Source organism: Acinetobacter modestus, assembly GCF_014636095.1.
In the GTDB taxonomy this organism is placed as follows: Bacteria; Pseudomonadota; Gammaproteobacteria; order Pseudomonadales; family Moraxellaceae; genus Acinetobacter; species Acinetobacter modestus.
This window is the reverse complement of sequence record NZ_BMDV01000002.1, coordinates 235,392-262,093: the sequence shown is the minus strand read 5'-3', so window position 1 is coordinate 262,093 and position 26,702 is coordinate 235,392. Positions and strand designations below refer to the sequence as shown.

General features: G+C 38.1%; 28 protein-coding genes. 18 read left to right on the top strand and 10 right to left on the bottom strand.

Annotated features, from left to right (window positions below; translation table 11 throughout):
• The first annotated feature begins 29 nt into the window (after positions 1-29).
• Positions 30-941 carry a LysR family transcriptional regulator gene (locus tag IEV17_RS05290; RefSeq protein WP_004661201.1) on the top strand — a complete coding sequence of 304 codons (912 nt, stop codon included), beginning with the start codon at positions 30-32 and terminating at the stop codon, positions 939-941.
• Here IEV17_RS05290 and IEV17_RS05285 read toward each other — a convergent pair.
• On the bottom strand, positions 938-1,513 hold the full coding sequence (locus IEV17_RS05285) for a nicotinate-nicotinamide nucleotide adenylyltransferase (RefSeq protein WP_171062427.1): 576 nt from the start codon (positions 1,511-1,513) through the stop codon (positions 938-940). The genes IEV17_RS05290 and IEV17_RS05285 overlap by 4 nt on opposite strands.
• 109 nt (positions 1,514-1,622) lie before the next feature.
• On the opposite strand from IEV17_RS05285, the gene IEV17_RS05280 reads away from it, so the two are divergent.
• Both IEV17_RS05280 and IEV17_RS05275 read left to right on the top strand, forming a co-directional pair.
• Entirely contained in the window at positions 1,623-2,423 is an 801-nt protein-coding gene (locus IEV17_RS05280) for an enoyl-CoA hydratase-related protein (RefSeq protein WP_004661197.1), read from the top strand.
• A gap of 103 nt (positions 2,424-2,526) precedes the next feature.
• A complete protein-coding gene (locus IEV17_RS05275) occupies positions 2,527-3,288 on the top strand; it encodes a nitroreductase family protein (protein ID WP_004661194.1) in 762 nt (253 codons plus the stop codon).
• Here IEV17_RS05275 and IEV17_RS05270 read toward each other — a convergent pair whose 3' ends face one another.
• Both IEV17_RS05270 and IEV17_RS17265 read right to left on the bottom strand, forming a co-directional pair.
• Positions 3,289-3,603, bottom strand: coding sequence for a YqfO family protein (locus IEV17_RS05270; RefSeq protein ID WP_004661193.1), 315 nt, complete (start codon positions 3,601-3,603; stop codon positions 3,289-3,291).
• Between the two features lie 64 nt (positions 3,604-3,667).
• Positions 3,668-3,799 carry a KGW motif small protein gene (locus tag IEV17_RS17265; protein ID WP_004661191.1) on the bottom strand — a complete coding sequence of 44 codons (132 nt, stop codon included), beginning with the start codon at positions 3,797-3,799 and terminating at the stop codon, positions 3,668-3,670.
• Positions 3,800-3,913: 114 nt separating this feature from the next.
• Between IEV17_RS17265 and IEV17_RS05265 the strand changes: the two genes are divergently transcribed.
• Both IEV17_RS05265 and IEV17_RS05260 read left to right on the top strand, forming a co-directional pair.
• Positions 3,914-4,591, top strand: a complete 678-nt coding sequence (locus IEV17_RS05265) for a 2OG-Fe(II) oxygenase (RefSeq protein ID WP_004661190.1) — start codon at positions 3,914-3,916, stop codon at positions 4,589-4,591.
• Between the two features lie 99 nt (positions 4,592-4,690).
• Positions 4,691-5,287, top strand: a complete 597-nt coding sequence (locus tag IEV17_RS05260; RefSeq protein WP_004661187.1) for a DUF3885 domain-containing protein — start codon at positions 4,691-4,693, stop codon at positions 5,285-5,287.
• Between the two features lie 5 nt (positions 5,288-5,292).
• Here IEV17_RS05260 and IEV17_RS05255 read toward each other — a convergent pair whose 3' ends face one another.
• The 6 genes from IEV17_RS05255 to IEV17_RS05230 all read right to left on the bottom strand — a co-directional run bounded on the left by IEV17_RS05255 (position 5,293) and on the right by IEV17_RS05230 (position 14,539).
• A complete protein-coding gene (locus tag IEV17_RS05255) occupies positions 5,293-5,697 on the bottom strand; it encodes an NUDIX hydrolase (protein ID WP_004661186.1) in 405 nt (134 codons plus the stop codon).
• A 67-nt stretch (positions 5,698-5,764) separates the two neighbouring features.
• A complete protein-coding gene (locus tag IEV17_RS05250; RefSeq protein WP_004661183.1) occupies positions 5,765-6,979 on the bottom strand; it encodes a multidrug effflux MFS transporter in 1,215 nt (404 codons plus the stop codon).
• Positions 6,980-7,169: 190 nt separating this feature from the next.
• The gene (locus IEV17_RS05245) at positions 7,170-7,643 is read right to left on the bottom strand and encodes a CC0125/CC1285 family lipoprotein (protein ID WP_004661181.1); all 474 of its coding nucleotides are present in this window, start codon (positions 7,641-7,643) and stop codon (positions 7,170-7,172) included.
• Positions 7,644-7,900: 257 nt separating this feature from the next.
• Positions 7,901-9,712: a tetratricopeptide repeat protein gene (locus IEV17_RS05240; RefSeq protein WP_004661180.1), complete on the bottom strand. Its 1,812-nt coding sequence runs from the start codon at positions 9,710-9,712 to the stop codon at positions 7,901-7,903.
• An 84-nt stretch (positions 9,713-9,796) separates the two neighbouring features.
• Positions 9,797-13,627, bottom strand: a complete 3,831-nt coding sequence (gene purL / locus IEV17_RS05235) for a phosphoribosylformylglycinamidine synthase (RefSeq protein ID WP_004661177.1) — start codon at positions 13,625-13,627, stop codon at positions 9,797-9,799.
• 588 nt (positions 13,628-14,215) lie between these two features.
• Complete coding sequence (locus tag IEV17_RS05230; RefSeq protein ID WP_004661175.1) at positions 14,216-14,539, bottom strand: hypothetical protein; 324 nt, start codon at positions 14,537-14,539, stop codon at positions 14,216-14,218.
• Positions 14,540-14,758: 219 nt separating this feature from the next.
• Here IEV17_RS05230 and IEV17_RS05225 point away from each other — a divergent pair, with 219 nt between their 5' ends.
• The 11 genes from IEV17_RS05225 (at position 14,759) to pal (ending at position 24,405) form a co-directional block, all read left to right on the top strand.
• On the top strand, positions 14,759-16,099 hold the full coding sequence (locus IEV17_RS05225) for a deoxyguanosinetriphosphate triphosphohydrolase (RefSeq protein WP_004661173.1): 1,341 nt from the start codon (positions 14,759-14,761) through the stop codon (positions 16,097-16,099).
• On the top strand, positions 16,099-16,743 hold the full coding sequence (locus IEV17_RS05220) for a hypothetical protein (protein WP_004661172.1): 645 nt from the start codon (positions 16,099-16,101) through the stop codon (positions 16,741-16,743). The genes IEV17_RS05225 and IEV17_RS05220 overlap by 1 nt, the downstream gene beginning before the upstream one ends.
• Positions 16,744-16,769: 26 nt before the next feature.
• Complete coding sequence (gene ruvA, locus IEV17_RS05215; RefSeq protein WP_004661171.1) at positions 16,770-17,372, top strand: Holliday junction branch migration protein RuvA; 603 nt, start codon at positions 16,770-16,772, stop codon at positions 17,370-17,372.
• Positions 17,373-17,390: 18 nt separating this feature from the next.
• The gene (gene ruvB, locus IEV17_RS05210; RefSeq protein WP_004661170.1) at positions 17,391-18,386 is read left to right on the top strand and encodes a Holliday junction branch migration DNA helicase RuvB; all 996 of its coding nucleotides are present in this window, start codon (positions 17,391-17,393) and stop codon (positions 18,384-18,386) included.
• A gap of 96 nt (positions 18,387-18,482) precedes the next feature.
• Positions 18,483-19,379 (top strand): hypothetical protein, encoded by an 897-nt coding sequence (locus IEV17_RS05205; protein WP_004661169.1) that lies wholly within the window; start codon positions 18,483-18,485, stop codon positions 19,377-19,379.
• 155 nt (positions 19,380-19,534) lie between these two features.
• Entirely contained in the window at positions 19,535-19,942 is a 408-nt protein-coding gene (gene ybgC, locus IEV17_RS05200; protein WP_004661168.1) for a tol-pal system-associated acyl-CoA thioesterase, read from the top strand.
• 26 nt (positions 19,943-19,968) lie between these two features.
• Positions 19,969-20,667 carry a protein TolQ gene (tolQ, locus tag IEV17_RS05195; protein WP_004661166.1) on the top strand — a complete coding sequence of 233 codons (699 nt, stop codon included), beginning with the start codon at positions 19,969-19,971 and terminating at the stop codon, positions 20,665-20,667.
• A complete protein-coding gene (gene tolR / locus IEV17_RS05190) occupies positions 20,667-21,119 on the top strand; it encodes a protein TolR (RefSeq protein WP_004661165.1) in 453 nt (150 codons plus the stop codon). The genes tolQ and tolR overlap by 1 nt, the downstream gene beginning before the upstream one ends.
• Positions 21,120-21,122: 3 nt before the next feature.
• Positions 21,123-22,430, top strand: a complete 1,308-nt coding sequence (locus IEV17_RS05185; protein WP_188363578.1) for an energy transducer TonB family protein — start codon at positions 21,123-21,125, stop codon at positions 22,428-22,430.
• Between the two features lie 99 nt (positions 22,431-22,529).
• Complete coding sequence (gene tolB / locus IEV17_RS05180; protein WP_004661157.1) at positions 22,530-23,813, top strand: Tol-Pal system beta propeller repeat protein TolB; 1,284 nt, start codon at positions 22,530-22,532, stop codon at positions 23,811-23,813.
• Positions 23,814-23,835: 22 nt separating this feature from the next.
• Positions 23,836-24,405 carry a peptidoglycan-associated lipoprotein Pal gene (gene pal, locus IEV17_RS05175; RefSeq protein WP_004661155.1) on the top strand — a complete coding sequence of 190 codons (570 nt, stop codon included), beginning with the start codon at positions 23,836-23,838 and terminating at the stop codon, positions 24,403-24,405.
• A gap of 53 nt (positions 24,406-24,458) precedes the next feature.
• Here pal and IEV17_RS05170 read toward each other — a convergent pair whose 3' ends face one another.
• Positions 24,459-24,644, bottom strand: a complete 186-nt coding sequence (locus tag IEV17_RS05170; RefSeq protein ID WP_004661154.1) for an NF038105 family protein — start codon at positions 24,642-24,644, stop codon at positions 24,459-24,461.
• A gap of 177 nt (positions 24,645-24,821) precedes the next feature.
• Between IEV17_RS05170 and IEV17_RS05165 the strand changes: the two genes are divergently transcribed.
• Both IEV17_RS05165 and IEV17_RS05160 read left to right on the top strand, forming a co-directional pair.
• The gene (locus tag IEV17_RS05165) at positions 24,822-25,793 is read left to right on the top strand and encodes a class 1 fructose-bisphosphatase (protein WP_004661152.1); all 972 of its coding nucleotides are present in this window, start codon (positions 24,822-24,824) and stop codon (positions 25,791-25,793) included.
• A gap of 59 nt (positions 25,794-25,852) precedes the next feature.
• On the top strand, positions 25,853-26,629 hold the full coding sequence (locus IEV17_RS05160) for a TrmH family RNA methyltransferase (protein ID WP_004661150.1): 777 nt from the start codon (positions 25,853-25,855) through the stop codon (positions 26,627-26,629).
• The last annotated feature ends 73 nt before the right edge of the window (positions 26,630-26,702 follow it).

Here is a 26,702-nt window from a genome sequence, read left to right as displayed (position 1 = left end):
CTCAAATCATTTTTTACATGGTGTAATGAATGAATCACCCTCTAAAACGGATGATGTTTAGTAGCGTCGAATTGTTTTGCTTAGTAGCAGAATATGAAAGCTTTTCCAAAGCAGCATTGCATGCGGGTGTAAGTCCAGCAGCGGTCAGTCGCTCCATTGCTCGATTAGAGAAGCATTTAGAGACCCTATTGTTTGTAAGAACGACACGACAAGTCCGTTTAACTACGCAAGGGAAAATCTATTTTGATGAATGTAAGCAAGCACTGAATCAAATTTTAGAAGCGGAACAATTACTCAAAAATCAAACACAGCAACCCTCTGGTTTAATTCGTATCAGTGTTCCAACACCTTATGGACATTATCGAATCCTCCCGTTATTGGCAAAATTTTCACAGCAATATCCAGCCATTAATATTGATGTGCAATTGACCAATAAAAATGTGGACTTTATAGCAGAAGGCTACGATTTGGCGATTCGTGGACGACAATTTGCTGATTCAAATTTAATTGCACGACAACTTGAACAAGCTGAACTAATTGTAGTGGCATCCCAAGAGTATTTAAAACAATTCGGAACACCGCAAAGCCTTGAAGATTTACAGCATCATCAATGCATTCAATTTGTTCTCCCTAGCACGGGGAAAAATGTTCCTTGGCTATTTAACTCGAATCAACAAATAATTGAATATCAAAGTGCAGGAAATATTCGTTGCTTAGATGATATTTTAGGTACGGTAACACTGGCAAAACATAGCGCTGGTTTATTACAAACCTATCGTTTCATTGTAGAAAAAGAGCTTAAAAATGGAGATTTGATTGAGGTGCTTAGTGAATTTTCAGGCACTTCACGCCCATTTTCTTTACTTTATCCATTAAAAAAACACGAATCTTTCCATATTCGTGTTTTCATCGATTTTCTGCTTAAAGAACTAAAATCTTAAAAACATTCATCAAAATTACTTTTATCACCCGCAAGATATTTACGCTGCAATTCCGCATAGACTTTTGTATTTTTAAATTCAGTCAGAAATTCAATCGTGCCTTCAGGGAAAAATTCAGTTTGAATCTCACCTCGATAATAGGCTTCTCTCATAGGTGTGGCTGAAATTGAATCCTTTAAACTATCCAACTCAACCATTTCCCATTCTGGAAATAAAGCTAAATAATACGAAGATTCATCTTTGAAATGACCAATCAAACCTACTTTTGCATTTGGCTGAACCACTTGATTGACCAATGTTTTGACTTGTTTGACCCATTTTTCATCGTTATATACATCAACCACATGCACGAAATAAATTCGTTTCTGATCATCTTCTGAAAAGTTAGACAGAATCATTTGCTCACGTTCATGGGCTAAAAATGGATTTTTGATATTCCGTTCTGATTGTGCTGAACCTAATGCCAATATCACGTTCTCACTTTGCTGCAACGCAATTTCAATCGTTTGTAGATGTGCCAAATGAAAAGGCTGAAAGCGTCCAATAAAAACAAGATAGTCAAATGTGTACATAGGCATAATTTCACTTTTTGTGAACTCATCAGTTGCACCATGTAACGCAAATATGCGACATAATGAGAGCACTTAAAAAATCAATCTGGATTAAAGCAAGGATAGTACGATGACACTTAGCTGTATTCAACAACCTCATCAACATTTGCAAGCAAATTTAGAAGATGGCGTACTCACCTTAGCCATTAACCGTTCAGAAGCAAAGAATGCACTTTACGGCGAACTTTATCTATGGATTGCAAAAGCATTAGATGAAGCTGATACAAATAAAGATGTACGTGTTGTTATTTTCCGTGGTGCAGAACAAGATTTTACTGCGGGTAATGACATGAAAGACTTCATGGGCTTTATGCAAAAGCCATATGAAGGCAAAGCGGGTGATCAACCTCCATTTGTGTTATTAAAAGCTGCGGCTCGTTTTTCTAAACCACTGATTATTGGAGTGAAAGGCGTAGCAATCGGGATCGGTGTAACAATCTTATTACATGCTGATATCGTATTTGCAGACAATACTGCCCTATTCCAAATTCCATTCGTAAGCCTAGGTCTTTCTCCAGAAGGTGCTGCGAGTCGTTTATTGGTGAAGCAAGCAGGTTATCAAAAAGCGGCTGAATTATTATTCACAGCGAAGAAATTTGATGCTGTAACAGCTGTGAAAGCAAATCTTGTAAATGATGTAGTTGAAGATGTTTATGCAACAGCACAACAAACAGCTCAACATCTAGCGGCGTTACCATTAGCATCATTAAAACAAAGTAAAGCATTGATGAAACAAGATTTAGCTGAAATCATCGAGTGTGTAGATCATGAAGCTGAGATCTTTATGCAACGTGTACGCTCACCTGAAATGATGGAAGCGGTACAAGCATTCATGCAAAAGCGTAAACCAGATTTTTCTCAATTTAACTAACTAAACTGAGAAATGATGAAAAACCACTTAGTTTAAAAAACTCAGTGGTTTTTTTATTTGTCGTCCCAATATGGATATAAACACTTAGAGAAAGATTGATCTCATGTCAAATCAAACAACAACTGAAAAGAAACGCTACTACGAACCAGCCCCTCAAGATATTGATGTGGCAAACTTCAAAAAAGTCGTTGAAAGTCGCCGTTCTGTTCGCAAATTTACTGATAAAAAAATTCCAGCTGAAGTTCTAGATGATTGTTTAGATTTGGCATTACTTGCGCCCAACTCATCAAACTTACAACCTTGGACTTTTTATGTGGTGCAAAATCCTAGCAAGAAAAAGCAAGTGGTTAAAGCTTGCCTAGGGCAACTTGCGGCTAAAACCGCTGCTGAATTAATTGTATGTGTAGCACGTACAGATCGTATTGATGAAATGGCAAAACGAAATATTAGCGAATTTCCATTTCCCGAAGCTCCAGCAATGGTACAAAAATATTATCGTTTTATTCCATATAACTATAAAACTGGTTACTTTAATGCATTAGGTAACTTTAAAAAAGTTGCATTTAAAGTGGTGCGTACTTTAGATAAACAATTACCTGTAACCGCTTTTAACCCTGCTGATACTCAACTTTGGGCAACCAAAACCACTGCTTTAGCATGTGAAAATTTGGTATTGGCTTTACGTGCCTATAGTTTTGACAGTTGTATGATGGAAGGCTTTGATGAGCCTTTAGTTCGTAAAATTTTAAAATTAAATGATCAACAGTATCCTGTCATGGTGATTGGTGCAGGTGAACGTGCTACAGATGGTGTGTTCTTCCCGCAGTATCGTTTTGATCGTGATTTATTTATTCAAAAAGTATAATTATTCAATATCTAATATTTGAATAAACTCAAAGGCAGGCTCTTCATAAGGATGGCTTGCCTTTAATGCCTTTGCCACAATACTAGCTTTATCTTCAGGCACAATGGTTTCTACACGCCACTCTTCAAGTTGCTCTAGTTCGTCTAATTGTCCTAAAAATGGATTTGCACCTTTAACTGGCTTAAATTGACCTATTCCTTTCACTTGCCAAGCACAATGTTCATAATTACCAATACCACCTGCTCCTGCTTCAAAAATAGCAAGTTTGGTTGACTCTAGATGAGAATCTGGAACGTAATAAATAAGTTTTAGCATTATTGAAATGACTCAAACACTAGATGATCAGATCAGAAATCATAGCGCTAAAAAAGCCTAAAAATCAAAGTGAAATATTCATCACTATATAGCCCACAGAAATCAATACTATTTGGATCGCTACAGTTAAACCAAACCAAAACCAACCTTTCTCTTTTGTATGTAGTGTTCTTAGATAATTTTCACTTTTCACCATAGGGTGCTCCAAATTTTTAGTTTTCTACAGATTTAATAAAGCAAAAAATACACCACTTAAAACCATAGAAATAAAAATCATCATGGTGCTAAGATAACCACTTTCCAACTCAACATGATAGGTCATCAAAATGGGATAACTTCCACTCAAACTCTTTTTCTACAACAAGAAAAACGACAAACACATCAGAACTCACCTTTAATTTTTACTGTAGATGATGTGTTTTCAAATCAAGAATGTCTCTCATTCATCGAACTTAGTCATCAATATCATTATGAAACAGCAGATATATTCGTAAACTCAGCTCGTCAAGTTCTTACAAATGTCAGAAATAATAAACGAGTCATTTATGATGATATTCAGCTTGCCGAAACACTATTTTCCAAACTCAAACATCTCTTGCCTGAGCAATTGAATGGTTGGACATTAAGTGGCTTAAATGAACGTTTTCGTTTTTATCGTTATGAAAATGGCGAAACATTTAGACCACATTGGGATGGGATTTATGAAGTGAATGATTGGCATAGTAGTCAACTGACTTTATTGATCTACCTAAGTGAAGATTTTACGGGTGGAGAAACAGTGTTTTACCGTGATAGTGGCATGCTGAAACCCTGTAAGGAAACTCAAATCGCGAGTATTCAACCCAAACTTGGGCAAATATTAGTATTTGAGCATCAGCTATTACATGAGGGAGCGCCTGTGCTTTCAGGTCAGAAATATGTACTGCGTACCGATGTGATGTATAAACATCCGATGCTGCTGAAAGATGAAAATAATCACAAGCTATAACTTTACATCGTTTTATTTAAAAGGCTTTACCCACGAAATGGGTTTAGTCTTTTTAAATTATTTTGAGTAAAATAGTCTTTTTGAAAAATCAAAACTAGAATGCAAAACTCTTTTCAATCACAATGGGACAGCCATTTCCCTAATAAAATTCCAATTTCTCACCTACTTAAGCACTACTTTACTCAATCTTGGTTTAGAATCCATAGCCTGCCTGAATCAAAAAGGTATGCGGATACGGCTGCCGAATATGAATTGTTATCAAATCGACATAATGAAATTATTACAGATTGTTTTGGGGAAAATACCTCTATCTTTATAATTTCAGGTCACTATTTTAGTCAGTCCTCTAATGATGAAGATTATGAACCTGTATTTGTGCTTCCTCCTTACCTATTTCATGCAGAAAAAGCCATTAATCTAAAACAAGTAAACCCTGAAGATTTTTATGAAGAAGGTGAGGATTATTTCTTTAGACCATATTCTATAAAAACAACTTGGCAATCGAATCAACACAATGACTTGTTGAAAAAGATCGCTGATGATGAAGTACGAGCTTTTATGATTTCATTTGAGCATAACATCATAGTTGCACCTTATGATGGTGGTATTGATTTTATTATTTTTAATGATGTAAAAAGGCAAGCTTTAAGGGATAAATATAGAGATTGGCTTTCACCAAGAGAAGATGGACTGTAATACCATTAAATTAAAATCTTTCTCAGGAATGACAATGCCTCTTGAAAAGTCTCGTGCCAATCTGCATTCGGTTTTTGCTTTAATGGATACCAAAAAAACGTAAAATCCAAACCTCCACCATCCTGACAATGATATATCCAAGTCTCTGGCAATTCAGCTTGTGTTTCACATAAATAGAAATGCCAATCTTGCTGATTACATTTGAGTATAAAATTTCCAATACACTTAGAATTCAGTTCAACAATTAATCCCGATTCTTCGAATAATTCACGAATCGCAGCTATATCATGTTTTTCATCTTGTTCTATCGTTCCTTTAACCAATTGAGTTCCAGCAAGTGGATGCCGAAAAGCCAATATTTCTAAGACTTGCTTTTGCTGCCTCAAAATTACAGGAACAACTTTTTTCATTTTTATCCCTTCTCTAAGAGAACTTAAAAATTCAACTTAAGGAGTAACTAGTCTCCCTTCTATAAATTTAGCTACCTACACTTTCTGTAATTTTTAAATATTGCTTCTCATATATCGTCATTGCAAAAGCCAAACCACATAAGATGACAAAACCGCAGGTCATTGGAATCAATGTACCATCATAAAGTTGTCCAATTATCGAAGCGAGAATCAAAGACAGTACAGATGATGATGCTCCAATGATCGCCGAAGCCATTCCTGCGACATGACCCATGGGTTCCATTGCAATCGCATTTAAATTGCCAAATAACGTTCCAAACAATAAAAATAGAATGCATGCATATAGCATAAACATCCAAAACGAAACTGGCACACCCACAAGCTGAATGATCAAGAACATTAACGAAATTAAACTTAACCCTAAAAAACCATAAATACAGATTGGACGCATACCAAACTTCATCACAATTTTAGAATTGGTAAAGGAAGCGATGCCCATCACACCTGCCAACACAGCAAAATAAGCACTAAACTCCTGTCCTGTTTTACCAAATTGCTGCATAAATATTTGCTGTGAAGTTCCTAAATAACCAATAAACCCACCAAAACAAAAACCAGCACACAATAGATAGCTCATTGTAGTTTTATTACTAACAACCTCCTTAAAACCATCTTTGAATGCTTGAACACGCATCGGTAAACGATTTTCAGGAACGAGCGTTTCTTCCAAACGCAAAGCCACCCATGCTCCAACAACAATGGCATAAACCATATATAAAACAAAAATATCACGCCAACCAAAGAAATGAATAATCAATTGCCCTAAACTCGGTGCAACTGCAGGTGCGACCATAAATACCATCATGATCAAAGACATGATACGTGCCATTTGCGCACCGCTATATTTGTCTCGCACAATCGAGATCGAAGCCACATAAGGTCCCGAAACACCAATCCCTTGAATAAAACGCCCGACCAAAAACCATTCAAAACTTTGTGTGGAATAACATAACAAACTTCCTAAAAAGTAGATCACGATTCCCGTAAATAAAATCCGTTTGCGTCCAATCGCATCGGACAATGGGCCTGCAATCAATTGCCCAATCGTCATACCTGAAAAAATACCAATAATGACCCACTGTGCCTGATTGCTATTTTGCAGTGTAAAAATTTTTCCAATTTCACCCAAAGCAGGTAACACCGCATCAATCGAAAAAGAAACAATTGACATCAACAATGCCATTAATAAGGCGAACTCGTGAAAATGGATTTTTGATTTCATTGTTATTCTCGTTCAACTTCATAAAGTGATTTTTGGATCATCCAAGCAAATAAACCACCTTTCGGTGGCTTATTCAATTCATTCATATCAAATGACACAAAGATCTATCCTACGATCTTCAAATACACTTTATTTAATCTTTAAAAAACAAAGCACTTTCTAAAAGTAATTATGAATAATTTAGATCTATTTATTTTATTCCAATTTGATACTTATGCTTAATTGATTCATTAACAGAAGCTGAAGCATATATTTTACTTTCTGCACTAGTATCTTCTGTAGCACATCCAACTTCGATTATGGATTTGGGAGAATATAGCTTAGATGAACCATCACTATTTCCAAGGATACGATTTTCTATTGAACTTGAAAACGCATTCACTTTATGTGACTGAGGAAATGCGAGACTTCCTATATTTTCATTCGCAGAATTTAACACTTTAAAATTCGTACATCCTCCCGCAATCATTAGCTCAGAAGCTCTCAACAATGCAAAATCACTTGCACGTTCTTGCGATGTTTTTTCGTTTCCTTTAAATGTCACTCTGAAATGATTTTGGGATAATTGAGTTTCGGCAAAACCCTGTTGCCCTAACAAAGCATGAGGCTGATAAGCTGTTGAACACCCTGTTAATAGAATAGATAAAATCAGTATTTTTTTCATTGTTTTATTCCCCCTCACGGATAGAGCAAGAATATCACATCCAAATCTCATTAAAACAATTTATCAATAAAAAATATTTATTATCAATAACTTAAATTTAATTGATTTGTATAGTTTATTTCTCTATAAAATCTATAACTTGTCAAAAAAAATGCCACTAAAAAAGTGGCATTTTCAACAATTGATGCTTAATTAACCAATAAATTTAGGTGTATCACAGCATCATCAAACATCATTATTTCATAGTAAAATGTCTATTATCTTTTCCAGAACATCCACTTGGGTGTTTGCTCACGTATTAACTTTTGAATTCGCTCTAAACCTGCGAGAGCCTCTTTATTAGAAAGGCGATAAAATTTTTCATATTCAGGATTTGGCTTACCATTGATTGTTTTAGGAAAAAGTTGGGTATCCTTTAAAGATGCTTTATATAGCTCTTGAGCATATTCTAAATTCTGCTCAACAATAATACCATTTTCATAAAAGTAACCCATCTGATAATAGGCGTACCAATTGTCTTGTCCCATCGCTTTGCTCACCCAATAATAGGCTTGCTCATAATTAATTTCCGTGCCCCAACCTTTTAAATACCAATCTCCAACTTGTGATTGAGCTGCATCATCCCCTCTTTTCGCCATTTCCACATAAAGCTGTGTGCGGAATTTCGCTCCATCTTTAATATAAGGTTTGTATATATCATTTGCAGTTTTTCTAATTTCCTCATTAGTATAATTTTGTGGCTGGGCTAATATTTTTTGAGCTTGTTTTAAAATCGTATCTTCGGAAAAACTCTCTAATAATTGCCATGCTTCTTGTTGCATGTTTTCAATTTGATCAATACCTGCACTCAACACTTCTTTCAAATGTTTTTGAGCTAAATCTAGATTTTTTTCAATACCACGTCCTTGTAAATACATCCGACCTAAAGATAAATGAGCAGCAACCACATTGCCTTCGGCTGCTATTGCATACAATTCAAAAGCGATATCCAAATCTTGTTCTACACCTAAACCATACTCATATTTATCAGCAAGATTATTAGTCGCAATAACATTTCCAAGATTTGACGATTCCTGATACCAACGAACAGCTTGTTTATAATCCTGTGCAACACCTATGCCGTCTTGATACATCCACCCTAAATGATATTGAGCATTCATCAATGCGGTGAGTTCTGTTTTTGGTGCTTGATTAACAATATGAGCGTAATGAAAAAACGCTTTTTCAGGACTGATGACTTCTTTGTTAATTTCTCGATAACCTTGATGATGAGGTGCTAAAAAACTCGATAACCAACCAAAGCGATAATATGAACCTAAGGCCAGTTTTGCTCGCCAACTACCTTGTTTCGCTGCCAACTCTAAGATCTCTACACTTTTGGCTAAATCCTGTGTGGTACCTGTTCCATTTGCATAGCGATTTGCCAATTCATAGCTTGCAATGCAATCCCCTAACTCAGAAGCTTCCTTATAAAAACCCAAGCTACGTTGGTGATCTTTTTCAATAATACGACCAATGAAAAATTCTAAACCAAATTCGCAAATAGCTGGGGTAAATTCAGATTTCGCTGCTTGTACAAGAGACTGTAAATAGGTATCAAAATCTTGTTGTGGATAAGCAATACATTTCGCCTGATAAAACAAAGCAAGCCCATTGCTATCCTGAATAAGTTTGGCAATTTTTTGCTCAATAAAAGCATGATTTTTTTCATTCGTTTCTTTAAGTTGTTCATCTTTCAATAAAAAACTAAGTAAACGAAAAACATCAGAACGCAAAACTAACGTTTCTGTTGTAGTGTATGCTCCCTCTAAATCACCAAATTTGATAGGCTGCTCAGCTTGTTCTTTTTGTCGATCTATATTTGTATGAATAACTCTAGGATAAATTACAGGATTATCTGTATTAGGATGCATTAATGCCACACCAATGACTTTTCCTGCATTAGTTTTTACAACATCCCACACTTTCATTACTGGAGATTCAAACGCATAACGTTCATCATTTTTACTTAAATAAAGAACAATATCCCCACGTTTAATTTCTTCGCCTGTTAAATAATACAATGTCATTTTGATTTTCCTTTTTATATTTTTTTAATTAAAAAAACCACCTTAAATTCATTCAAGGTGGTTTTTTTGACACACTAAATTAGATTAACCAATAAATTTGCGTGCATTACGGAACATACGTAACCAAGCACCATCTTCAGCCCAATCTTCAGGCTTCCATGAATGTTGTAAGGCACGGAAGTTACGCTCTGGATGCGGCATCATCACTGTTGCACGACCATCTCTAGAAGTTTGACCTGTAATCGCCTCAGGTGAACCATTCGGGTTCAACGGATAGTGCTGAGTTGGGTTCCCCAAGCTATCCACATAACGCAAGATCACTTGATTCTCTGCATTTAAAGCAGCAATTTGCTGTTCAGTTGCAACCAAACGACCTTCACCATGTGCAACCGCGATTGGTAAAATCGAACCTTGCATATCTTCAAGCAATACAGAAACAGATTTTTCTACGCGAACGTTAACTGCACGTGCCTCAAATACTTCTGAGGTATTCCGATGAAAACGACCCCAATGCTCTGCACCTGGAATCAATGGTGCAAGTTGTGACATCATTTGACAGCCGTTACATACCCCTAAGCTGAAAGTGCTCTCACGATGGAAGAACTGCTCAAACTGATCACGTAATTTCGGGTTGAACAATACTGATTTCGCCCAGCCACCACCAGCACCCATCACGTCACCGTATGAGAAGCCGCCACAAGCCACTAAACCTTCGAAGTCACTTAAGCTGACACGACCTGCAAGTAAGTCACTCATGTGTACGTCGATGGTATTAAAGCCCACTTTGTCAAAAGCAGCTGCCATTTCAACATGACCGTTCACACCTTGCTCACGCAAGATTGCCATGTTTGGACGACGTGTATTGATAAACGGAGCTTCAACTGGCTCATTTAAATCATAAGTTGCTTGAGCAATTAAACCTTTGTGGTTTTTATCTGCAATTAAGGCAAATTCTTGATCAGCAGTTTCAACGTTGTCACGTAAACGTTGGATTTGATATGAAACTTCTGCCCATGCTTGTTGTAATTCAGCACGTTCTAAAGTTAAACCATTCACAGCCAATTGATCAGTTGTATTGACACGGCCCACAATTGCAATTGTATCTTTCAGGCTTGACGCTGCAACTTCAACTTCTAACTGTGCCCAATCAGCCGCTGTAATTTGCAGTACAGCACCAATTTCTTCAGCAAATAAACTTTCAGTTGATTGATTTTCTAGAGCAACACCTAAACGCGATGCGAACATCATTTCAGCAACAGTCGCTAATAAACCACCATCACCGATGTCATGGTAAGCTTTGATCACACCACGATTGTTCCAGTCTTGAATCAATGTAAAGAATGCTTTGAAGTCATCAAAACTATCCACATCAGGTGTAACAGAACCAATCGCTTTATACACCTGCGCAAGGATCGAACCGCCTAAACGGAATTGACCTTTAGACAAATCAATACGTACAAGTACTGAGTCTTCTAAGTTCTTAAGTTCAGGTGTTAATGTCTTACGTACATCTAAAACAGGTGCAAATGCAGTGATCACGCCTGTCATTGGAGATGTAACTGCTTTGTCTTCACCATCATTCCAAGTAGTACGCATAGAAAGTGAATCTTTACCAACTGGAATTGCAATGCCTAATGCAGGGCACATTTCCATACCAATCGCTTTTACGCCTTCAAACAAGGCTTGGTCTTCACCTTTTTGACCAGCCGCAGCCATCCAGTTTGCAGAAAGTTTGATATCGCTGATTTGTTCAATGTTGGCGCAAGCAATGTTAGTAATCGCTTCAGCAACCGCTAAACGAGCCGATGCAGCAGGATTTAACAATGCAACAGGTGGACGTTCACCCATGGCCATTGCTTCACCTGTAAAGCCTTGCAAACTTGTGGTAGTTACTGCTGCATCTGCAACAGGTACTTGCCAGCGACCCACCATCTGATCACGTGCAACCATACCGGTAATCGAACGGTCACCAATGGTAATCAAGAATGATTTAGACGCCACTGTTGGATTCTTCAATACGCGGAAAATTGCATCTTTTAAATCAACTTTTGCAGCATCAAAGTCATTACCCTTACGCTCAATCGTTTCATACGAACGTTGCATACGTGGCGTGCCACCCAAGATCACCTGCATTGGAATATCGACAGGCTTGTTCTCAAACAACGGATCTTCAACGGTTAAGTGACGCGCTTCAGTTGCTTCACCTAATACCGCAAACGGACAACGCTCACGTGCACAAATTTCTTCAAACTGTTCTAAAGACTCTGGACGAATTGCAAGCACATAACGTTCTTGCGCTTCATTTGACCAGATTTCCATCGGGCTCATACCCGGTTCTAATGACGGAATCTTACGAAGATTCAATACCGCACCTAACTCATGATCATTCACAAGTTCAGGCATGGCATTGGATACACCACCCGCACCCACATCATGTACAGACACGATTGGGTTAAAGTCTTCTAAACGCCAGCAGGTATCAATGACTTCCTGGCAACGGCGTTCCATTTCTGGGTTTTCACGTTGCACCGAAGCAAAGTCTAAGCTCTCACCCATGGTACCGCTGTCTACAGAAGACGCTGCACCACCGCCAAGACCGATCAACATTGCAGGACCGCCCAATACAATAAGCAAGTCACCCGGTTGGATCGCATCTTTTTCAACATGGTCAGGACGAATGTTACCGTAACCACCAGCAATCATGATTGGCTTATGGAAGCCTTTCACGTCACCATTTACATTCTGTTCGAAAGTACGGAAATAACCATTTAAAGCTGGGCGACCGAATTCATTGTTAAACGCAGCACCACCCAATGGACCTTCGATCATAATTTGTAATGGCGATGCCATACGTGAAGGTTTACCGTAGTTATCTTCCCAAGGTTGTTCAAAACCAGGAATATTCAAGTTTGAAACGGTAAAGCCTGTTAAACCTGCTTTAGGTTTACCACCACGACCCGTTGCACCTTCATCACGGATTTCACCGCCCGAACCTGTTGCAGCACCTGCAAATGGAGCAATTGCAGTTGGATGGTTGTGTGTTTCAACCTTCATTAAAATATGAGCAGCTTGGCTCTTATATTTATAAACAAAGTGACCATTTTCATCCGCTTTCGGATAAAAACGCATGGTGTCATAACCCACAATCACAGACGCGTTATCTTTATATGCTGATAACACATCTGTCGGAGATTCTTTATAAGTATTTTTAATCATTTGGAACAATGATAATGGTTGTTTTTCACCATCAATTGTCCATTCTGAACCAAAGATTTTATGACGACAGTGTTCAGAATTTGCTTGTGCAAACATCATCAATTCGATGTCGTTTGGATTACGGCCAAGCTTAGTAAATGCTTCGGTTAAGTAATCAATTTCTTGCTCAGATAAAGCAAAGCCAAACTCATTGTTGGCTTTAACTAACGCTTCTTTTCCTTGACCCAAGATATCAATTGAGTTCAATGGCTTCGGTGCGGTTTCTGAGAATAAAGCTTTTGCATCATCAATATGAGCAAAAACACTCTCTGTCATACGGTCATGTAAAGCCAATTTCACTTCATTCGAAATCTCTTTCACACCTTTCAGTGTAAACAGTAGACCACGTTCTAAACGGTGAATTGGGGTATTACAGTTTTGGAAAATATCGGTTGCTTTAGATGACCACGGCGAGATGGTGCCGATACGTGGTGTCACTAAAATCTGGATTTCATCACTTGCAGCTTGGCGAAGTTCGAAAGATTGACCATCGTTTAAAAGTTGTAATGCCGATTGATGTTGCTGCTCGTTGAGCGCTTGATCAAACAAATAAACCCACTGGCTGTCAAAAGATTGAACAGAACTCATTGACGCTAAACGGTTTAAGAGTTGAGCTTTCTTAAAAGAAGAATGTGCTGATGCACCGGCCACGATAAACATGTTGACTTTGGCTCCACGGGCGGGTCTAACGAACCTACCACAATGTGACTTATGAGAGAGCGCATATTCTACTGTGAAAGCCTTCTTTCAGCTAGACATATCCATCTTAAAAATCAGTGTTTTCTATCTCAACTCACTTAATTTATTGTAGCTTTCTCAATTTTACTTTATTCGTAACAATTCATTTACTTTGATATGTAGAGAAAATTTCACCCTTCAACTTATCCCATAGGGCTCCAACTCGACCTCTTCCATGCGGGTGCCAAAATCAATAAACCCTCTCGCCTTAATTTCGTCAGCTGAAAACTATGTTGCCTCACGCTCCTGACAAACAAAAATAGCCATCTCTATTTTTCTGATCATTGCTTTCCGAATGCCACCTTACCCACATTTTGGACGCAGCTTTTAACTCCTCCTCAATCACTGAAACAGATAGGCTATAATAATCTTGTTGCTTCGTTTCACCGAATAACTATCAAAGTGAGACAAACTGAGTTATGAGTGAGTTAAATAAATTTTAGTTAAAATCATAAACAAACCAATTTAACGCTTTACCGTACAACGATGGAACGAGGCAAACAGCCATAATTAAATCTGTCTTGTTCTATATTCTTCTATAAAATTATTCAACCATTTAATATAAGCCAATTTATCTGGAGTATGATTTAAAACCTCATAATAATAAACTCTAAGTGCAACTTCAAAATATCCCCAATGCTCCCAAAGTTCTTGATTCTCAGGCACCAGGCCATAAATCCCTACAAAACACTCATTTGTAAATTTAGAATAATAACTATTAATTAAAGAATTAACATCCAATTGAGAGTTTTTAAAAACCGATTCAAAATGAGAGCTAACTCCCATAAAAAAGTGTATTACTTCTTCATTATCACCCACACTTAATACCGTCATTTACTTATCTACCATATATTTGCCTCGTTCCACCGCTGTACGATGGAATGCCAAACTAGCTAACCTTTTAACAAAATTTACTATTTTCACTTCAAGGTATGCACACAACAATCCTAACGCAGACGCAAAAATTTTAAACGCCAAACCATGTCGCCCTGCTCTAGTGCTTTAATCTTTTTTTTGGCATGATGATCTTGAACTCATAGTGAATAATGATGAATGGAACAAATGCGTTGGTTGGAATTGCTTTCTGCAATTCGTTTAGGCAGTAAAAAAAGTAGTACAGAATTGGCTCGAAGCCCTTTCCACAAAGATTATGACAGAATTATATTTTCCCAAAGTTTTCGTCAGCTAAATAGAAAAACTCAGGTTCACCCACTGACTCAACATGATGGCATTCATACGCGCTTAACCCATTCACTTGAGGTCTCTTGTATTGGTCGCTCATTGGGCATGTTAGCCGCAGAAAAAATCAAAGATGAATTACCAATGTGGATTTCCCCAGCAGATGTCGGTGCGATTATCCAAGCCGCCTGTCTGGCGCATGATATTGGGAATCCCCCATTTGGCCATGCAGGTGAATATGCGATTCGTGAATGGTTTGATGATGCATCACATCGAGATTTTTTGACCAAACTCACACCTGAAGAAGAAGCTGATGTACGTCAATTTGAAGGCAATGCTCAAGGACTGCGTCTACTCAGCCGTATTGATTATCATCCTGATGATGGTGGTATGCGTTTGACCTGTGCCACACTCGGCGCTTATTTAAAATATCCTTGGCTGTCAAAAACCATTGAGGAACAAGGTGATACTCCCTCACATAAAAGAGCAAAGTTTGGTTGTTATCAATCTGAAAAGGAAATTTTAAAACAGTTAGCTGAACAGCTCGGCTTAATTCAACTCGGTGAATATCATTATTGCCGTCATCCGCTCACTTATTTATTAGAAGCTGCGGATGATATGTGTTATGCCTTAATTGACTTAGAAGATGGCATCATCCTCAATATGCTCAGTTATGAAGAAGTTGAGCCCATTTTTCTAAATTTGATCGCCGACTTTGGTCGTCCTGAAGAGTTGCATTTACCCCATACCACATGGCAACAAAAAATCGCAGCTTTGCGTGGGCGTGTAATGAAACGTCTTGTCGATGAAGTCACTACTGCTTTTGCTAAACATCATTATGAAATTTTAACGGGTCAGCTTAAAGGCAGTCTGTTGCAATATTGCTCACCCGATATTGAAACAGGTATTCAAACAGCGAAGAATCTTGCTAGAGATCGAATTTTTGAACATCCTCAAAAATCTGGTTTAGAAATTATTGCGCATCAAAGCCTACAAACGATTTTGGATGCATTTATCCCATTAACCATGCCACATAAGACCTTAAGCTTTAAAGAGCAACGTTTGATGTCAATTTTGCAACATTCAGGCGTAAATCTACAAAACAACCACTATAATAATATTATGCAAGTTCTAGATATTATTAGTAAGTTCTCAGATCACCAAGCCTATAGCTTGGCGCAAGAGTTACAGGGAAATAAAGTAGGTTTTTTCTGATGGATAGATTTGTTGATCAAGGAATTTCTCCATATTCCTTTACAGAATCTCCCATTTTTGTCGAATGCCCTTTTTGCCATAAACATGCAATTATCTTTCAACAGAAACAAACTGATTCATTGGAAAAGAAAGCTGTTTTTAGCTGTCAATTTTGTTGTAAAAGTTTTGATCAGCAAGCTCAGCAAGAAAATAACTTAGGCTATTTTGCAGGTGCTTATCTGCATATTGATGAAAAATGTACATGTAGACAAGGCAAATTCATATGTCATCAATATTATCCCAAAATTTGTTTTATCCCGTCAGCCATTAAGCTCACATGCAATTTTTGTCTTATACAACGACAGATTTATCCTCAACCCTTTCAAATTTGGCGAGAACATAGCTATGAAGTCAGTCTCGACCCATATTTTGCTTATCGTTTATATTTGGCAACCGAAACACGGCATGGACTTATTTTTGTATATAACATCGAACAGTTAAATTGCTTAAAAGCGTATATATCTGCAAATTTAAGAGAACGCAAGTTCCCCAACTACAATCGCAGTTACTTCTCACGTTTACCTGCTTGGATAAAATCCACACGAAATCGTAAAGAAACCCTAAAAGCCATTTTGCGTTTAGAACAAATGGCAACTACTATTTAACCATTAACAAATAAGTGAAAGACGCGATGATCGGATGTTTAATTGGCGAGGTGTTTGCCTTAGAAGCCCCAACCGTATTGCTTAATGTAAATGGTGTGGGCTATGAAATTGACACACCACTTTCGACATTTTGCCAATTACAAAAAGGACAGAAAGTCACTTTATGGACACATTTGGTGGTTCGAGAAGATGCACAGCAACTATATGGTTTTAGTGATGCGCAAGAGAAAATCATTTTCCGTACTTTACTCAAGGTCAATGGTGTCGGCCCTAAAATGGCGCTCGGTATTCTTTCGACCTTGAGCGTGGACATGCTCATCCATACTGTTGAACATGGTGATGTAAAAACACTAGTCAAAGTCCCAGGAGTTGGTACTAAAACAGCTGAACGTTTAATGATTGAACTACGTGATCGTTTTAAAGCATTTTCAAGCACTACCGTTTCAAATAATACAGCGTCCGCTCAAATACAGTTCACTGGAAATTCTGCTGTTGCCGAAGCTGAAGCCGCTTTACAATCACTGGGCTACAAACCACTTGAAGCACAAAAATTGATTCAAGCTGTTAAAGCTGATTTTACCGAAGCCAGTGATATTATCCGAGCTGCACTTAAATCATTGAATAAATAAAGATAGACCGAACTCATTATGCAAGACCGTTTAATCAGTGGTTCTGAAAAACCAGAAGATCATTTTGATCGTGCGATTCGCCCAACCTCACTTGAAGACTATATTGGTCAGCCTGTGGTACGTGAGCAAATGGAAATCTTTATTGGTGCTGCACGAGGTCGTGGTGAAGCACTCGACCATACCTTGATTTTTGGTCCACCGGGTTTAGGTAAAACCACATTGGCAAATATTATCGCACGCGAAATGGGCGGCAATTTAAAATCCACCTCTGGTCCTGTATTGGAACGAGCTGGAGATTTAGCGGCGATGCTAACCAATTTGGAAGAAGGAGATGTCCTTTTTATTGACGAAATCCATCGTCTGTCTCCTGTCATTGAAGAGATTCTTTATCCAGCAATGGAAGACTATCAACTGGATATCATGATTGGTGAAGGTCCTGCTGCTCGTTCAATTAAATTAGATCTGCCACCATTTACATTAGTCGCAGCAACAACGCGTGCGGGGCTACTCACCTCACCTTTACGTGACCGCTTTGGGATTGTTCAGCGTTTAGAATTCTATTCTGTAGAGGATTTAACCCATATTGTCACTCGTTCGGCAAATCTTATGGATGTTCCGATTACTAAGGAAGGTTCAACTGAAATCGCTAGACGTGCACGTGGTACGCCACGTATTGCCAATCGTTTATTACGTCGTGTTCGAGATTATGCACAAGTGAAAGGCACGGGTGAAGTGACACAAGAGATGGCACAACGTGCTTTAGATATGCTAAATGTAGATAAAGATGGTTTAGATACTTTAGACCGTCGTTATATCAGTATGTTACTTGAGCGTTTTGAAGGTCGTCCAACAGGTGTTGAAGCTTTAGCAGCCGCGATGGCTGAAGATAGCGGAACACTTGAAGATGTAATCGAACCTTATTTAATCCAACAAGGTTATGTCATGCGTACTGCACGTGGTCGTATTGCAACAAATATGGCTTATTTACAGTTTGGTATGGCACCGCCTGAATAATTTAAAAATATTTTTAATAAAACACTTCTTATAATGAAGTAATTAAAATAATATACAGATTATTCTAATTACTTCATTATTTTATCAAGGGTAGAAATGAAAAATACATTATTAATAACATTATTTTGTGGTAGCACTGTATTATTAACAGCTTGCGGTGGTGGGAGTGATAGTAACAACAATGAAAACTCTTTACAAACCAAAGAAAAAGTAGACTACACTAGAGCAGAAACAATCGAATCTATTTACGAACCAATAATAAATTTATCTCAAGAGAAAAATAACATTTTTTTAATAGGTACTGAATTTGCTGAAAGCCTCTATTACAATATTTATGCTGGCAGCAACTTTAAATGTTCGGACGGATCATATACAAAAAATAGCGATAGAAGCATTACATTTAATAAGTGTAAATTTCTGGATTATGTTAAGGATGACAACAGCGGTATAATTCGTCTAAGAGTTATAACCATCTCTGGATTAGTAAATAGCAAGGAAACGCTTTATGAAGATTCAAAACGCTATGAGACTACACTGAAAAATTTCAAAATCATCTCGCCCAATAATGACAGCATTACGTATAATGGCAATATTCTCAGCAAATACAGTGATAATAATGCTCAATATCAAATTAAGAAAATGGCATTAAGTGCATTTGATAATGAGATAAAAGAAACACAACAATTAACTGTTAATAACTATCAACTAAACGCAAATAATCTTACAATCATAGGACAAGGAAATGTCGAAGGTAACCCTGAGGATAAAGTCTTCTCTGTAAACTTCAAAAGTGAACTTAGCTTTCAGAGCAATAATGATAAGATTGCTTTCTATCCTAATTATGCTGACATTGTAATTGAAGATACCAACAATGTAAAAAATTCAATTAAGCTTTCGAATACCAGCAATTATCAAGCTTTAATTAGTGCATATGCAAATGGTATAACAGTTAGTGGCTATCCTAAAATAATCGATTGGAATGAGCTCAATTAAATTTAAATGATTTTCTTTTTTTATTAAGCCCTACCCTTAGGGCTTTTTATCTAAACAAAGAACAGCAATATGTTATTTATTACTATTCCCATCTTTTGATTGACGCAATATCATTCCCTCAATTGCTCAGCAGTATGCAAAAATAGGTTAAAGATATGGCTAATCATTTTGAATTTAATATTCGTGTATATATCGAAGATACAGATGCAGGCGGTATCGTTTACCATGCCAATCACATTCGTTTTATGGAACGTACACGTACTGAATGGCTACGTGCAGCGGGCGTCGATCATTACTGGCATCAACAAGACTACAACTTCGTTGTACATCAAATTCAGGTGAAATATGTACGTCCAATATTAATGGATGACTTAATTACCGTTACAGCACGTGTTATTTCGTGTAAAGCAGCATCTTTTGTGTTGCAACAAAATATTTATCGTGGTGAAATCTTGCTGGCTTCAGGTGAGGTTACGTTGGCATGTTTAAACAAAGAGTTAATGCCACGTAGACTTCCTGAGGAAATACGTGATCTAATTCAAAAAGAATTAGCACAGGACTAAAAATAAACTTTTCGGCACAGTGACTTATGGCAACTAATTTAGAATCTTCTCTACATATTTCTGACCTGATTTTACAAGCCAGCCCAGTCGTGCAATTGGTCATGTTGATCTTATTACTAGCGTCAATTTTCAGCTGGTATTTAATTGCCAAATTACATATGGGTTTTAAAAAAGCAGCTCAAGATGATGAGCATTTTCAAAAAATGTTCTGGTCAGGTGCCGAATTAAACACACTCTACAATAACGCTCAGTTAAACTCCAAACGTAGTGGCCTAGAAGATATTTTTTATCAAGGCTTAGGTGAGTTTTTTAAACTACAAAAACGCAAAGCAGATACCAATCAAACCATTGAAGGTACTGAACGTATTCTGCGTGTCGGTCTAAGTCGTGATCAAGGCGGTTTAGAACAAGGTTTAGGAGCGCTTGCAAGTATTGGTTCTGTTGCGCCTTATATCGGCTTATTCGGTACGGTTTGGGGCATTATGAATGCCTTTATTGGTCTTGCTGCCGTTGATCAAGTTACTTTGGCAACCGTAGCACCGGGTATTGCTGAAGCACTTATTGCAACGGCAATCGGTTTATTTGCAGCAATTCCTGCTGTGCTTGCTTTTAACCACTTCACAGCGAAAGGTGAATCAATTTATTCAGATCGTGCATTATTCGCAGAAGAAATGGTCGCTCTTTTACAGCGTCAAGCGATTGGATCGACACAGGAAGATGCATAATGGCGATTCAACGATCTGGGCGTTTTGAACGCATCAAAAAACCACTGAAAAGTGATATGAACGTTGTACCCTATATTGACGTCATGTTGGTACTTTTAGTCATTTTCATGGTCACTGCACCTATGATTACCAGCGGTATCAAAGTTGATCTGCCCCAAGCCAATAATAATCCTATCGAATCGAAAGATATGCCTGCAATGGTAACGATTGGCAAAGATGGCAATATTTATTTGCAATACCAAGATCATAAAGATAGTGAACCTCTTTCACTTGAGCAGCTTGAAGCTATTTTGAGTGATGCTCAAAAGCAAGCGGAACAAGAAAATAAACAACTCACCGTATTAGTGAATGGTGATAAATCTCGCCCCTATGGTGAGGTTGTATCACTCATGGCTAGTTTACAAGAAGCAGGTTTAACTCAAGTTGGTTTACTGACAGAGCCATTAAAATAAGTTATGAAAAAATTTCAAGAGCCACCTTTTAAACAAAATGCAATTGCGCTAGGTTTTACCCTTGGGGTACATGCAATTGCGATTGTTGGCTTGCTTTTCTTAGGTCTAAGTAAACCGCCTGAGCAACCTAAAAAACTGACTACAATTTTAGTTAAACCAGAAGATTTGCCACCACCGATGGCTAAACCAGTAGAACAGGAAACGACTGCTGAAAATCAAGCAGAAGAAATACTCAGTCCAATCGTTGATAATACTCAACCTGAAAACCTTCCAATCCCACCTGTTACACCTTCTGCACAACAACTCGCTGATGCTAAACAAAAAGCTGAGCAGCAAAAACAAGCTCAATTAGCAGAACAAAAACAGAAAGCAAAAGAAGCTGCTCAAGCAAAACAAGCAGAAGAACAACGCAAAATTGCCGAAAAACAACGTGCAGATGAAGCAGCAAAACGTCAAATAGAACAGACTGCTGCTGATAAAGCTGCAAAAGACAAAGCCGCTGCTGATAAAGCAGCTAAAGATAAGGCTGCCGCTGATAAAGCAGCTAAAGATAAAGCCGCTGCTGACAAAGCATCAAAAGACAAAGCCGCTGCTGATAAAGCAGCTAAAGACAAAGCCGCTGCTGATAAAGCGGTAAAAGACAAAGCCGCTGCTGATAAAGCGGTAAAAGACAAAGCTGCTGCTGATAAAACGGCAAAAGACAAAGCTGCTACTGATAAAGCAGCTAAAGACAAAGCCGCTGCTGACAAAGCATCAAAAGACAAAGCCGCTGCTGATAAAGCAGCTAAAGACAAAGCCGCTGCTGACAAAGTATCAAAAGACAAAGCCGCTGCTGATAAAGCTGCAAAAGACAAAGCCGCTGCCGATAAAGCTGCAAAAGATAAAGCCGCTGCTGATAAAGCTGCAAAAGATAAAGCCGCTGCTGATAAAGCTGCAAAAGATAAAGCAGATACCGAAAGAGCCGAAGCAGATGCAAAAGCCGCTGCTGCTAAAAAGGCAGAGCAAGAAGCCGCTCAGAAAAAAGCCGATGTGAAAAAAATCGCTTCAACAGCTAAACGAGATTTTACGAATAAAGTTTCCTCTGCATGGAAAGTACCTTTAGATTCTCGTGGTAAAACTGTAGGTGTTAGATTTTTGCTATCAGACTCTGGACAAGTCCAATCTATTGTAATCACACGCTCTAGTGGGGATGATGAATTAGATGCAAGTATTAAAGCTGCCATTCAAAATGCAGCTCCATATCCAATGCCTGAAGATCCAGATGCTCGTAGAGATGCAAAAAATGTAACTTCAAACTTTACAGCGAAATAGTAATAAATAGTTAATGTTACATGCTTTTAATAGCACAAAGCATGTAACTATGTTAAATAATCAACAGCCACAAAAATACGAACACAAGTAATTGTAACTATGGACAAGACCCGTAAGCACCTCATCTCCTTCGCAGTTTTTACTGCAATTAGCGCAATTGTTCCAACAGCAACTTTTGCACAATTACACCTTGAAATTGCAAAAGCACCTGAACAAGCGCCTAAAATTGCAATTATCCCTTTTATAAATGACAACTCGCTTTACCCAATTATTGAGAATGACTTAAATCGTTCAGGTCGATTCACAAGTGCGTCGCAAAACCTACCTGCAACTGCAAGCATTAACCAAATCCAAGCTGGTGACTGGCAAAATGCCGGTGTGCCCTATGTTGTGGTTGGTCAAATTAAAAACATTGATGCGAATACATTTGAAATTCATTACCAACTTTATGACGTACAAAAGCAACAATATTTATTAAACGAAGTTCTAACCGTACCAAGTAATCGCGTTCGTCAAGCTGGGCATATGATCAGTGATGCGATATACCAAGCTCTGACTGGTATTGCTGGTGATTTCAGCGGTCGTATCGCTTATGTATTACGTAATCCAGAAACTCCTGCTCAACGTTATACATTACAAATCGCCGATACTGATGGCGAACAGCCTAAAACGGTACTGTCGTCACGAGATCCAATCCTTTCCCCAACATGGACACCTGACGCTAAAAAAATTGCTTATGTCTCTTTCGAAACTAAACGTCCTGCAATTTACATTCAGGATTTAGCAACGGGTCAACGTGAGGTTTTGGCGAGCTTCAAAGGCTTAAATGGTGCACCAAGCTTCTCGCCTGATGGGCAATCAATGTTGTTCACAGCATCTATGCATGGTAATCCTGAAATTTATCAGATGAATTTAAATACGCGCCAATTACAGCGTATGACAAATGACTCAGCGATTGATACCGAAGCACGTTATGCACCTGATGGAAAATCATTTATTTTCACCTCAGATCGTGGTGGTTCCCCACAAATTTATCGCTACAGTTTTGATGATAGTTCAGTTAAACGCCTTACCTTCAAAGGTGCATTTAATGCACGCGGCACTTTAAGCGCCGATGGTAAAAAAATTGCTTTAGTTCATCGACCAAGTGGCAGTAATTACAAAGTCGCATTACAAGATATTAATACAGGGATCACTAATATATTGACACCAACCAGTCTGGATGAGTCACCAAGTTTCTCTCCGAATGGGCAGATGGTTGTTTATGCAACACGTGAAGGTAACCGCGGCTTACTCTCTATTATGTCTACAGATGGTCGTTTCCGTATGAATTTACCAAGCGAACAAGGTGAAGTTCGTGAACCAGCTTGGGCACCAAAATAAATTTGATTGATTGGAGAATCACATGAATATTAAATACCTAACACTTCCACTTTTAGCTGCGACGATTGCTTTCACAGGTTGTGCGAGTCGTAAACCTGCTGCTGAAATCACAGCAGGTAATACTGCGCCAAACAGTTCAACTACAGTAAGCACAGAAGGATTAAGTGAAGATGCTGCATTAAATGCGCAAAACTTAGCTGGTGCATCATCTAAGGGTGTCACTGCTGCAAACAAAGCTTTTTTAGCGAAGCGCGTAGTTCACTTTGATTATGACAGCAGTGATTTATCAAATGATGACTATCAAACACTTCAAGCACATGCACAGTTCCTTGTCGCAAATGCTAATTCTCGGGTGGCATTGACAGGTCACACGGATGAACGTGGTACGCGTGAATACAATATGGCTTTAGGTGAGCGTCGTGCAAAAGCTGTCGAAAGTTTCTTGATTACCAATGGTGTCAACCCACAGCAGTTAGAAGCCGTGAGCTACGGTAAAGAAGCCCCTGTAAACCTGGGTCATGACGAAGCAGCGTGGAAAGAAAATCGTCGCGTAGAAATTAATTATGAAGCAGTGCCACCATTATTAAAATAATGTTTGGATTTGCAATAAAAAATGCTCACAATGTGAGCATTTTTTATTTTTGATTAAGATGAAGACTCTTGCTTCAACTGAGGTTGCATCGACTCAATCATATCGTGCTTATTAAATTCTTTATACTCAGGCTTTGCTTCATACTCTTTCCAAGCATCTTTCACACTTTCTTTCGAAATCGTATCTAGGCTAATTGATTCACTTGGCGTGGGGGTAGCTTCAAAATTTTTGGTTGACATCGTTCCTCTCCAAACTTCCTGTCTAGTATGCAATCAACATAGCATGTAATAGAACGCTTGTAATCACAAAAGCAACATAAATAAAGTAAGATAATTTTTATTTTCGAGCGATCTCATCTAGAATAGCGACATTCTTTTTTATCAATTTTTGATGCGGCTAAATCGGAGCAATTCAATATGTCAAACCTTACATTATCCCAATATTTAGAACAACAAAAAGGGAATTTGACACCAGAATTGGCGCAAGTCATTGAAACAATCGCGGCAACATGCCAAACAATTGACCAAGCACTACAAAAAGGTGCTTTAGCTGGTATTTTAGGCAGTGCTGGCAACGAAAATGTACAAGGTGAAACTCAAAAGAAATTAGATGTCATTTCTAATGACTATCTTATTGATGCATTAAAAGCACATCCGCAAGTAGGTGGATTAGCTTCTGAAGAATTGGATGACTTCACGCCTGCCCAAGAAAATGGCAAATATTTAGTGTTATTCGATCCACTCGATGGTTCAAGCAATATCGACATCAACATGTGTGTTGGCACAATTTTCTCTATTCTTCCCGCTAAAAATGCAGTCACTCAATCTGCCGATTTTATGCAAGCGGGTACTGAGCAAGTGGCGGCTGGTTATGTGCTTTATGGTCCTTCGACCATGTTAGCGCTTACCGTAGGTGCAGGTGTTGTATTCTTTACTTTCGATCCAACCACTCAAACCTTCCTACTTACTACGGATCAAGTACAAGTTTCAGTAGATACACAAGAATTCGCTATCAACTCATCAAATCAACGTCATTGGGAAAATCCAGTGAAACGCTATATTGACGAGCTTTTAGCGGGTAAAACATCAGTCCGTGAAAAAGATTTCAATATGCGTTGGGTTGCATGTATGGTGGGTGATATTCACCGCATATTATGTCGTGGCGGCATCTTCCTCTACCCTTATGATCTCAAAGATCCTAAAAAAGCAGGTCGTTTGCGTTTGATGTATGAAGCAAATCCAATGAGTATGTTAATCGAACAAGCTGGCGGTGCTTCTACAACAGGACGTGTTCGCATTATGGAGATTCAACCAACAGAATTACACCAACGTGTTCCTGTTATAATTGGCTCTAAAAATGAAGTGGAACGCGTAACAAGCTACCACTAATTACTTTTATGTTCAGGGCATTATTATCATCTTATAATGCCCTTTTGGATCTTTATATTATGGCTGTTATTTTTCTAGAATCAAAAGACAATGCAAAAATCAAACATTTGCGTGGGCTGATCGAACTTAATAGTGCTCGAAAGAAACATCAGCAAACTGTTCTAGAAGGTACTCATCTGTGTTTAGCATGGCTACAACAACATAAAAAAATCTTTTCATTATTTACGACTGAACAAGCTCTCGATCATCCTGAATTACAAGAGGTGATTGAATTACACCAAGGACATATTTTTGTCATTAGTGAAGTACTGTATAAAGATTTAAGTACTTTAGGTACAACCCTACCTTGTTTAGCAATTATTGATCTTCCAAAAACGTCGTTAACGATTGACTTCAAAGCAGATACACTAATTCTCGAAAATGTCCAAGATCCTGGAAACGTCGGTACCTTACTCCGTTCAGCTGCTGCCGCGAATATTAAACAAGTAATTTGTACGCAAGGTTCAGCCTCTCTTTGGTCCCCACGTGTATTACGCGCAGGAATGGGCGCCCATTTTAGCGTACATTGTTTTGAGAATTTTCAGTTAACCGACATTCTTCCCAAGTTTCAAATTCCTGTGTTTGTAACGAGTTCACATCGTTCAACCAGCTTGTATAGCAAAGATTTAAAGCAAGCATGTGTTTGGATTTTAGGTAATGAAGGACAAGGTGCAAGTGACTATGCCCTAGAACATGCTCAGGCTGTTACTATTCCTCAACCAGGTGGGCAAGAATCTTTAAATGTTGCCATCGCTGGATCAATTTGCTTTTTTGAAATGGTTCGCCAACGTCAATAAAAACGTTAAATTATTTTAAATACGATTTTTTTAATGAAAAAATCCATTACACTCATAAAATAATTGCTTAAGT

Bases quoted from the DNA above. Each gene is read 5' to 3' on its own strand.
- IEV17_RS05290 (WP_004661201.1), top strand. From the start codon at position 30: ATGAATCACCCTCTAAAACGGATGATGTTTAGTAGCGTCGAATTGTTT.
- IEV17_RS05285 (WP_171062427.1), bottom strand. From the start codon at position 1,513: ATGTACACATTTGACTATCTTGTTTTTATTGGACGCTTTCAGCCTTTT.
- IEV17_RS05280 (WP_004661197.1), top strand. From the start codon at position 1,623: ATGACACTTAGCTGTATTCAACAACCTCATCAACATTTGCAAGCAAAT.
- IEV17_RS05275 (WP_004661194.1), top strand. From the start codon at position 2,527: ATGTCAAATCAAACAACAACTGAAAAGAAACGCTACTACGAACCAGCC.
- IEV17_RS05270 (WP_004661193.1), bottom strand. From the start codon at position 3,603: ATGCTAAAACTTATTTATTACGTTCCAGATTCTCATCTAGAGTCAACC.
- IEV17_RS17265 (WP_004661191.1), bottom strand. From the start codon at position 3,799: ATGGTGAAAAGTGAAAATTATCTAAGAACACTACATACAAAAGAGAAA.
- IEV17_RS05265 (WP_004661190.1), top strand. From the start codon at position 3,914: ATGATAGGTCATCAAAATGGGATAACTTCCACTCAAACTCTTTTTCTA.
- IEV17_RS05260 (WP_004661187.1), top strand. From the start codon at position 4,691: ATGCAAAACTCTTTTCAATCACAATGGGACAGCCATTTCCCTAATAAA.
- IEV17_RS05255 (WP_004661186.1), bottom strand. From the start codon at position 5,697: ATGAAAAAAGTTGTTCCTGTAATTTTGAGGCAGCAAAAGCAAGTCTTA.
- IEV17_RS05250 (WP_004661183.1), bottom strand. From the start codon at position 6,979: ATGAAATCAAAAATCCATTTTCACGAGTTCGCCTTATTAATGGCATTG.
- IEV17_RS05245 (WP_004661181.1), bottom strand. From the start codon at position 7,643: ATGAAAAAAATACTGATTTTATCTATTCTATTAACAGGGTGTTCAACA.
- IEV17_RS05240 (WP_004661180.1), bottom strand. From the start codon at position 9,712: ATGACATTGTATTATTTAACAGGCGAAGAAATTAAACGTGGGGATATT.
- purL (WP_004661177.1), bottom strand. From the start codon at position 13,627: ATGTTTATCGTGGCCGGTGCATCAGCACATTCTTCTTTTAAGAAAGCT.
- IEV17_RS05230 (WP_004661175.1), bottom strand. From the start codon at position 14,539: ATGACGGTATTAAGTGTGGGTGATAATGAAGAAGTAATACACTTTTTT.
- IEV17_RS05225 (WP_004661173.1), top strand. From the start codon at position 14,759: ATGGAACAAATGCGTTGGTTGGAATTGCTTTCTGCAATTCGTTTAGGC.
- IEV17_RS05220 (WP_004661172.1), top strand. From the start codon at position 16,099: ATGGATAGATTTGTTGATCAAGGAATTTCTCCATATTCCTTTACAGAA.
- ruvA (WP_004661171.1), top strand. From the start codon at position 16,770: ATGATCGGATGTTTAATTGGCGAGGTGTTTGCCTTAGAAGCCCCAACC.
- ruvB (WP_004661170.1), top strand. From the start codon at position 17,391: ATGCAAGACCGTTTAATCAGTGGTTCTGAAAAACCAGAAGATCATTTT.
- IEV17_RS05205 (WP_004661169.1), top strand. From the start codon at position 18,483: ATGAAAAATACATTATTAATAACATTATTTTGTGGTAGCACTGTATTA.
- ybgC (WP_004661168.1), top strand. From the start codon at position 19,535: ATGGCTAATCATTTTGAATTTAATATTCGTGTATATATCGAAGATACA.
- tolQ (WP_004661166.1), top strand. From the start codon at position 19,969: ATGGCAACTAATTTAGAATCTTCTCTACATATTTCTGACCTGATTTTA.
- tolR (WP_004661165.1), top strand. From the start codon at position 20,667: ATGGCGATTCAACGATCTGGGCGTTTTGAACGCATCAAAAAACCACTG.
- IEV17_RS05185 (WP_188363578.1), top strand. From the start codon at position 21,123: ATGAAAAAATTTCAAGAGCCACCTTTTAAACAAAATGCAATTGCGCTA.
- tolB (WP_004661157.1), top strand. From the start codon at position 22,530: ATGGACAAGACCCGTAAGCACCTCATCTCCTTCGCAGTTTTTACTGCA.
- pal (WP_004661155.1), top strand. From the start codon at position 23,836: ATGAATATTAAATACCTAACACTTCCACTTTTAGCTGCGACGATTGCT.
- IEV17_RS05170 (WP_004661154.1), bottom strand. From the start codon at position 24,644: ATGTCAACCAAAAATTTTGAAGCTACCCCCACGCCAAGTGAATCAATT.
- IEV17_RS05165 (WP_004661152.1), top strand. From the start codon at position 24,822: ATGTCAAACCTTACATTATCCCAATATTTAGAACAACAAAAAGGGAAT.
- IEV17_RS05160 (WP_004661150.1), top strand. From the start codon at position 25,853: ATGGCTGTTATTTTTCTAGAATCAAAAGACAATGCAAAAATCAAACAT.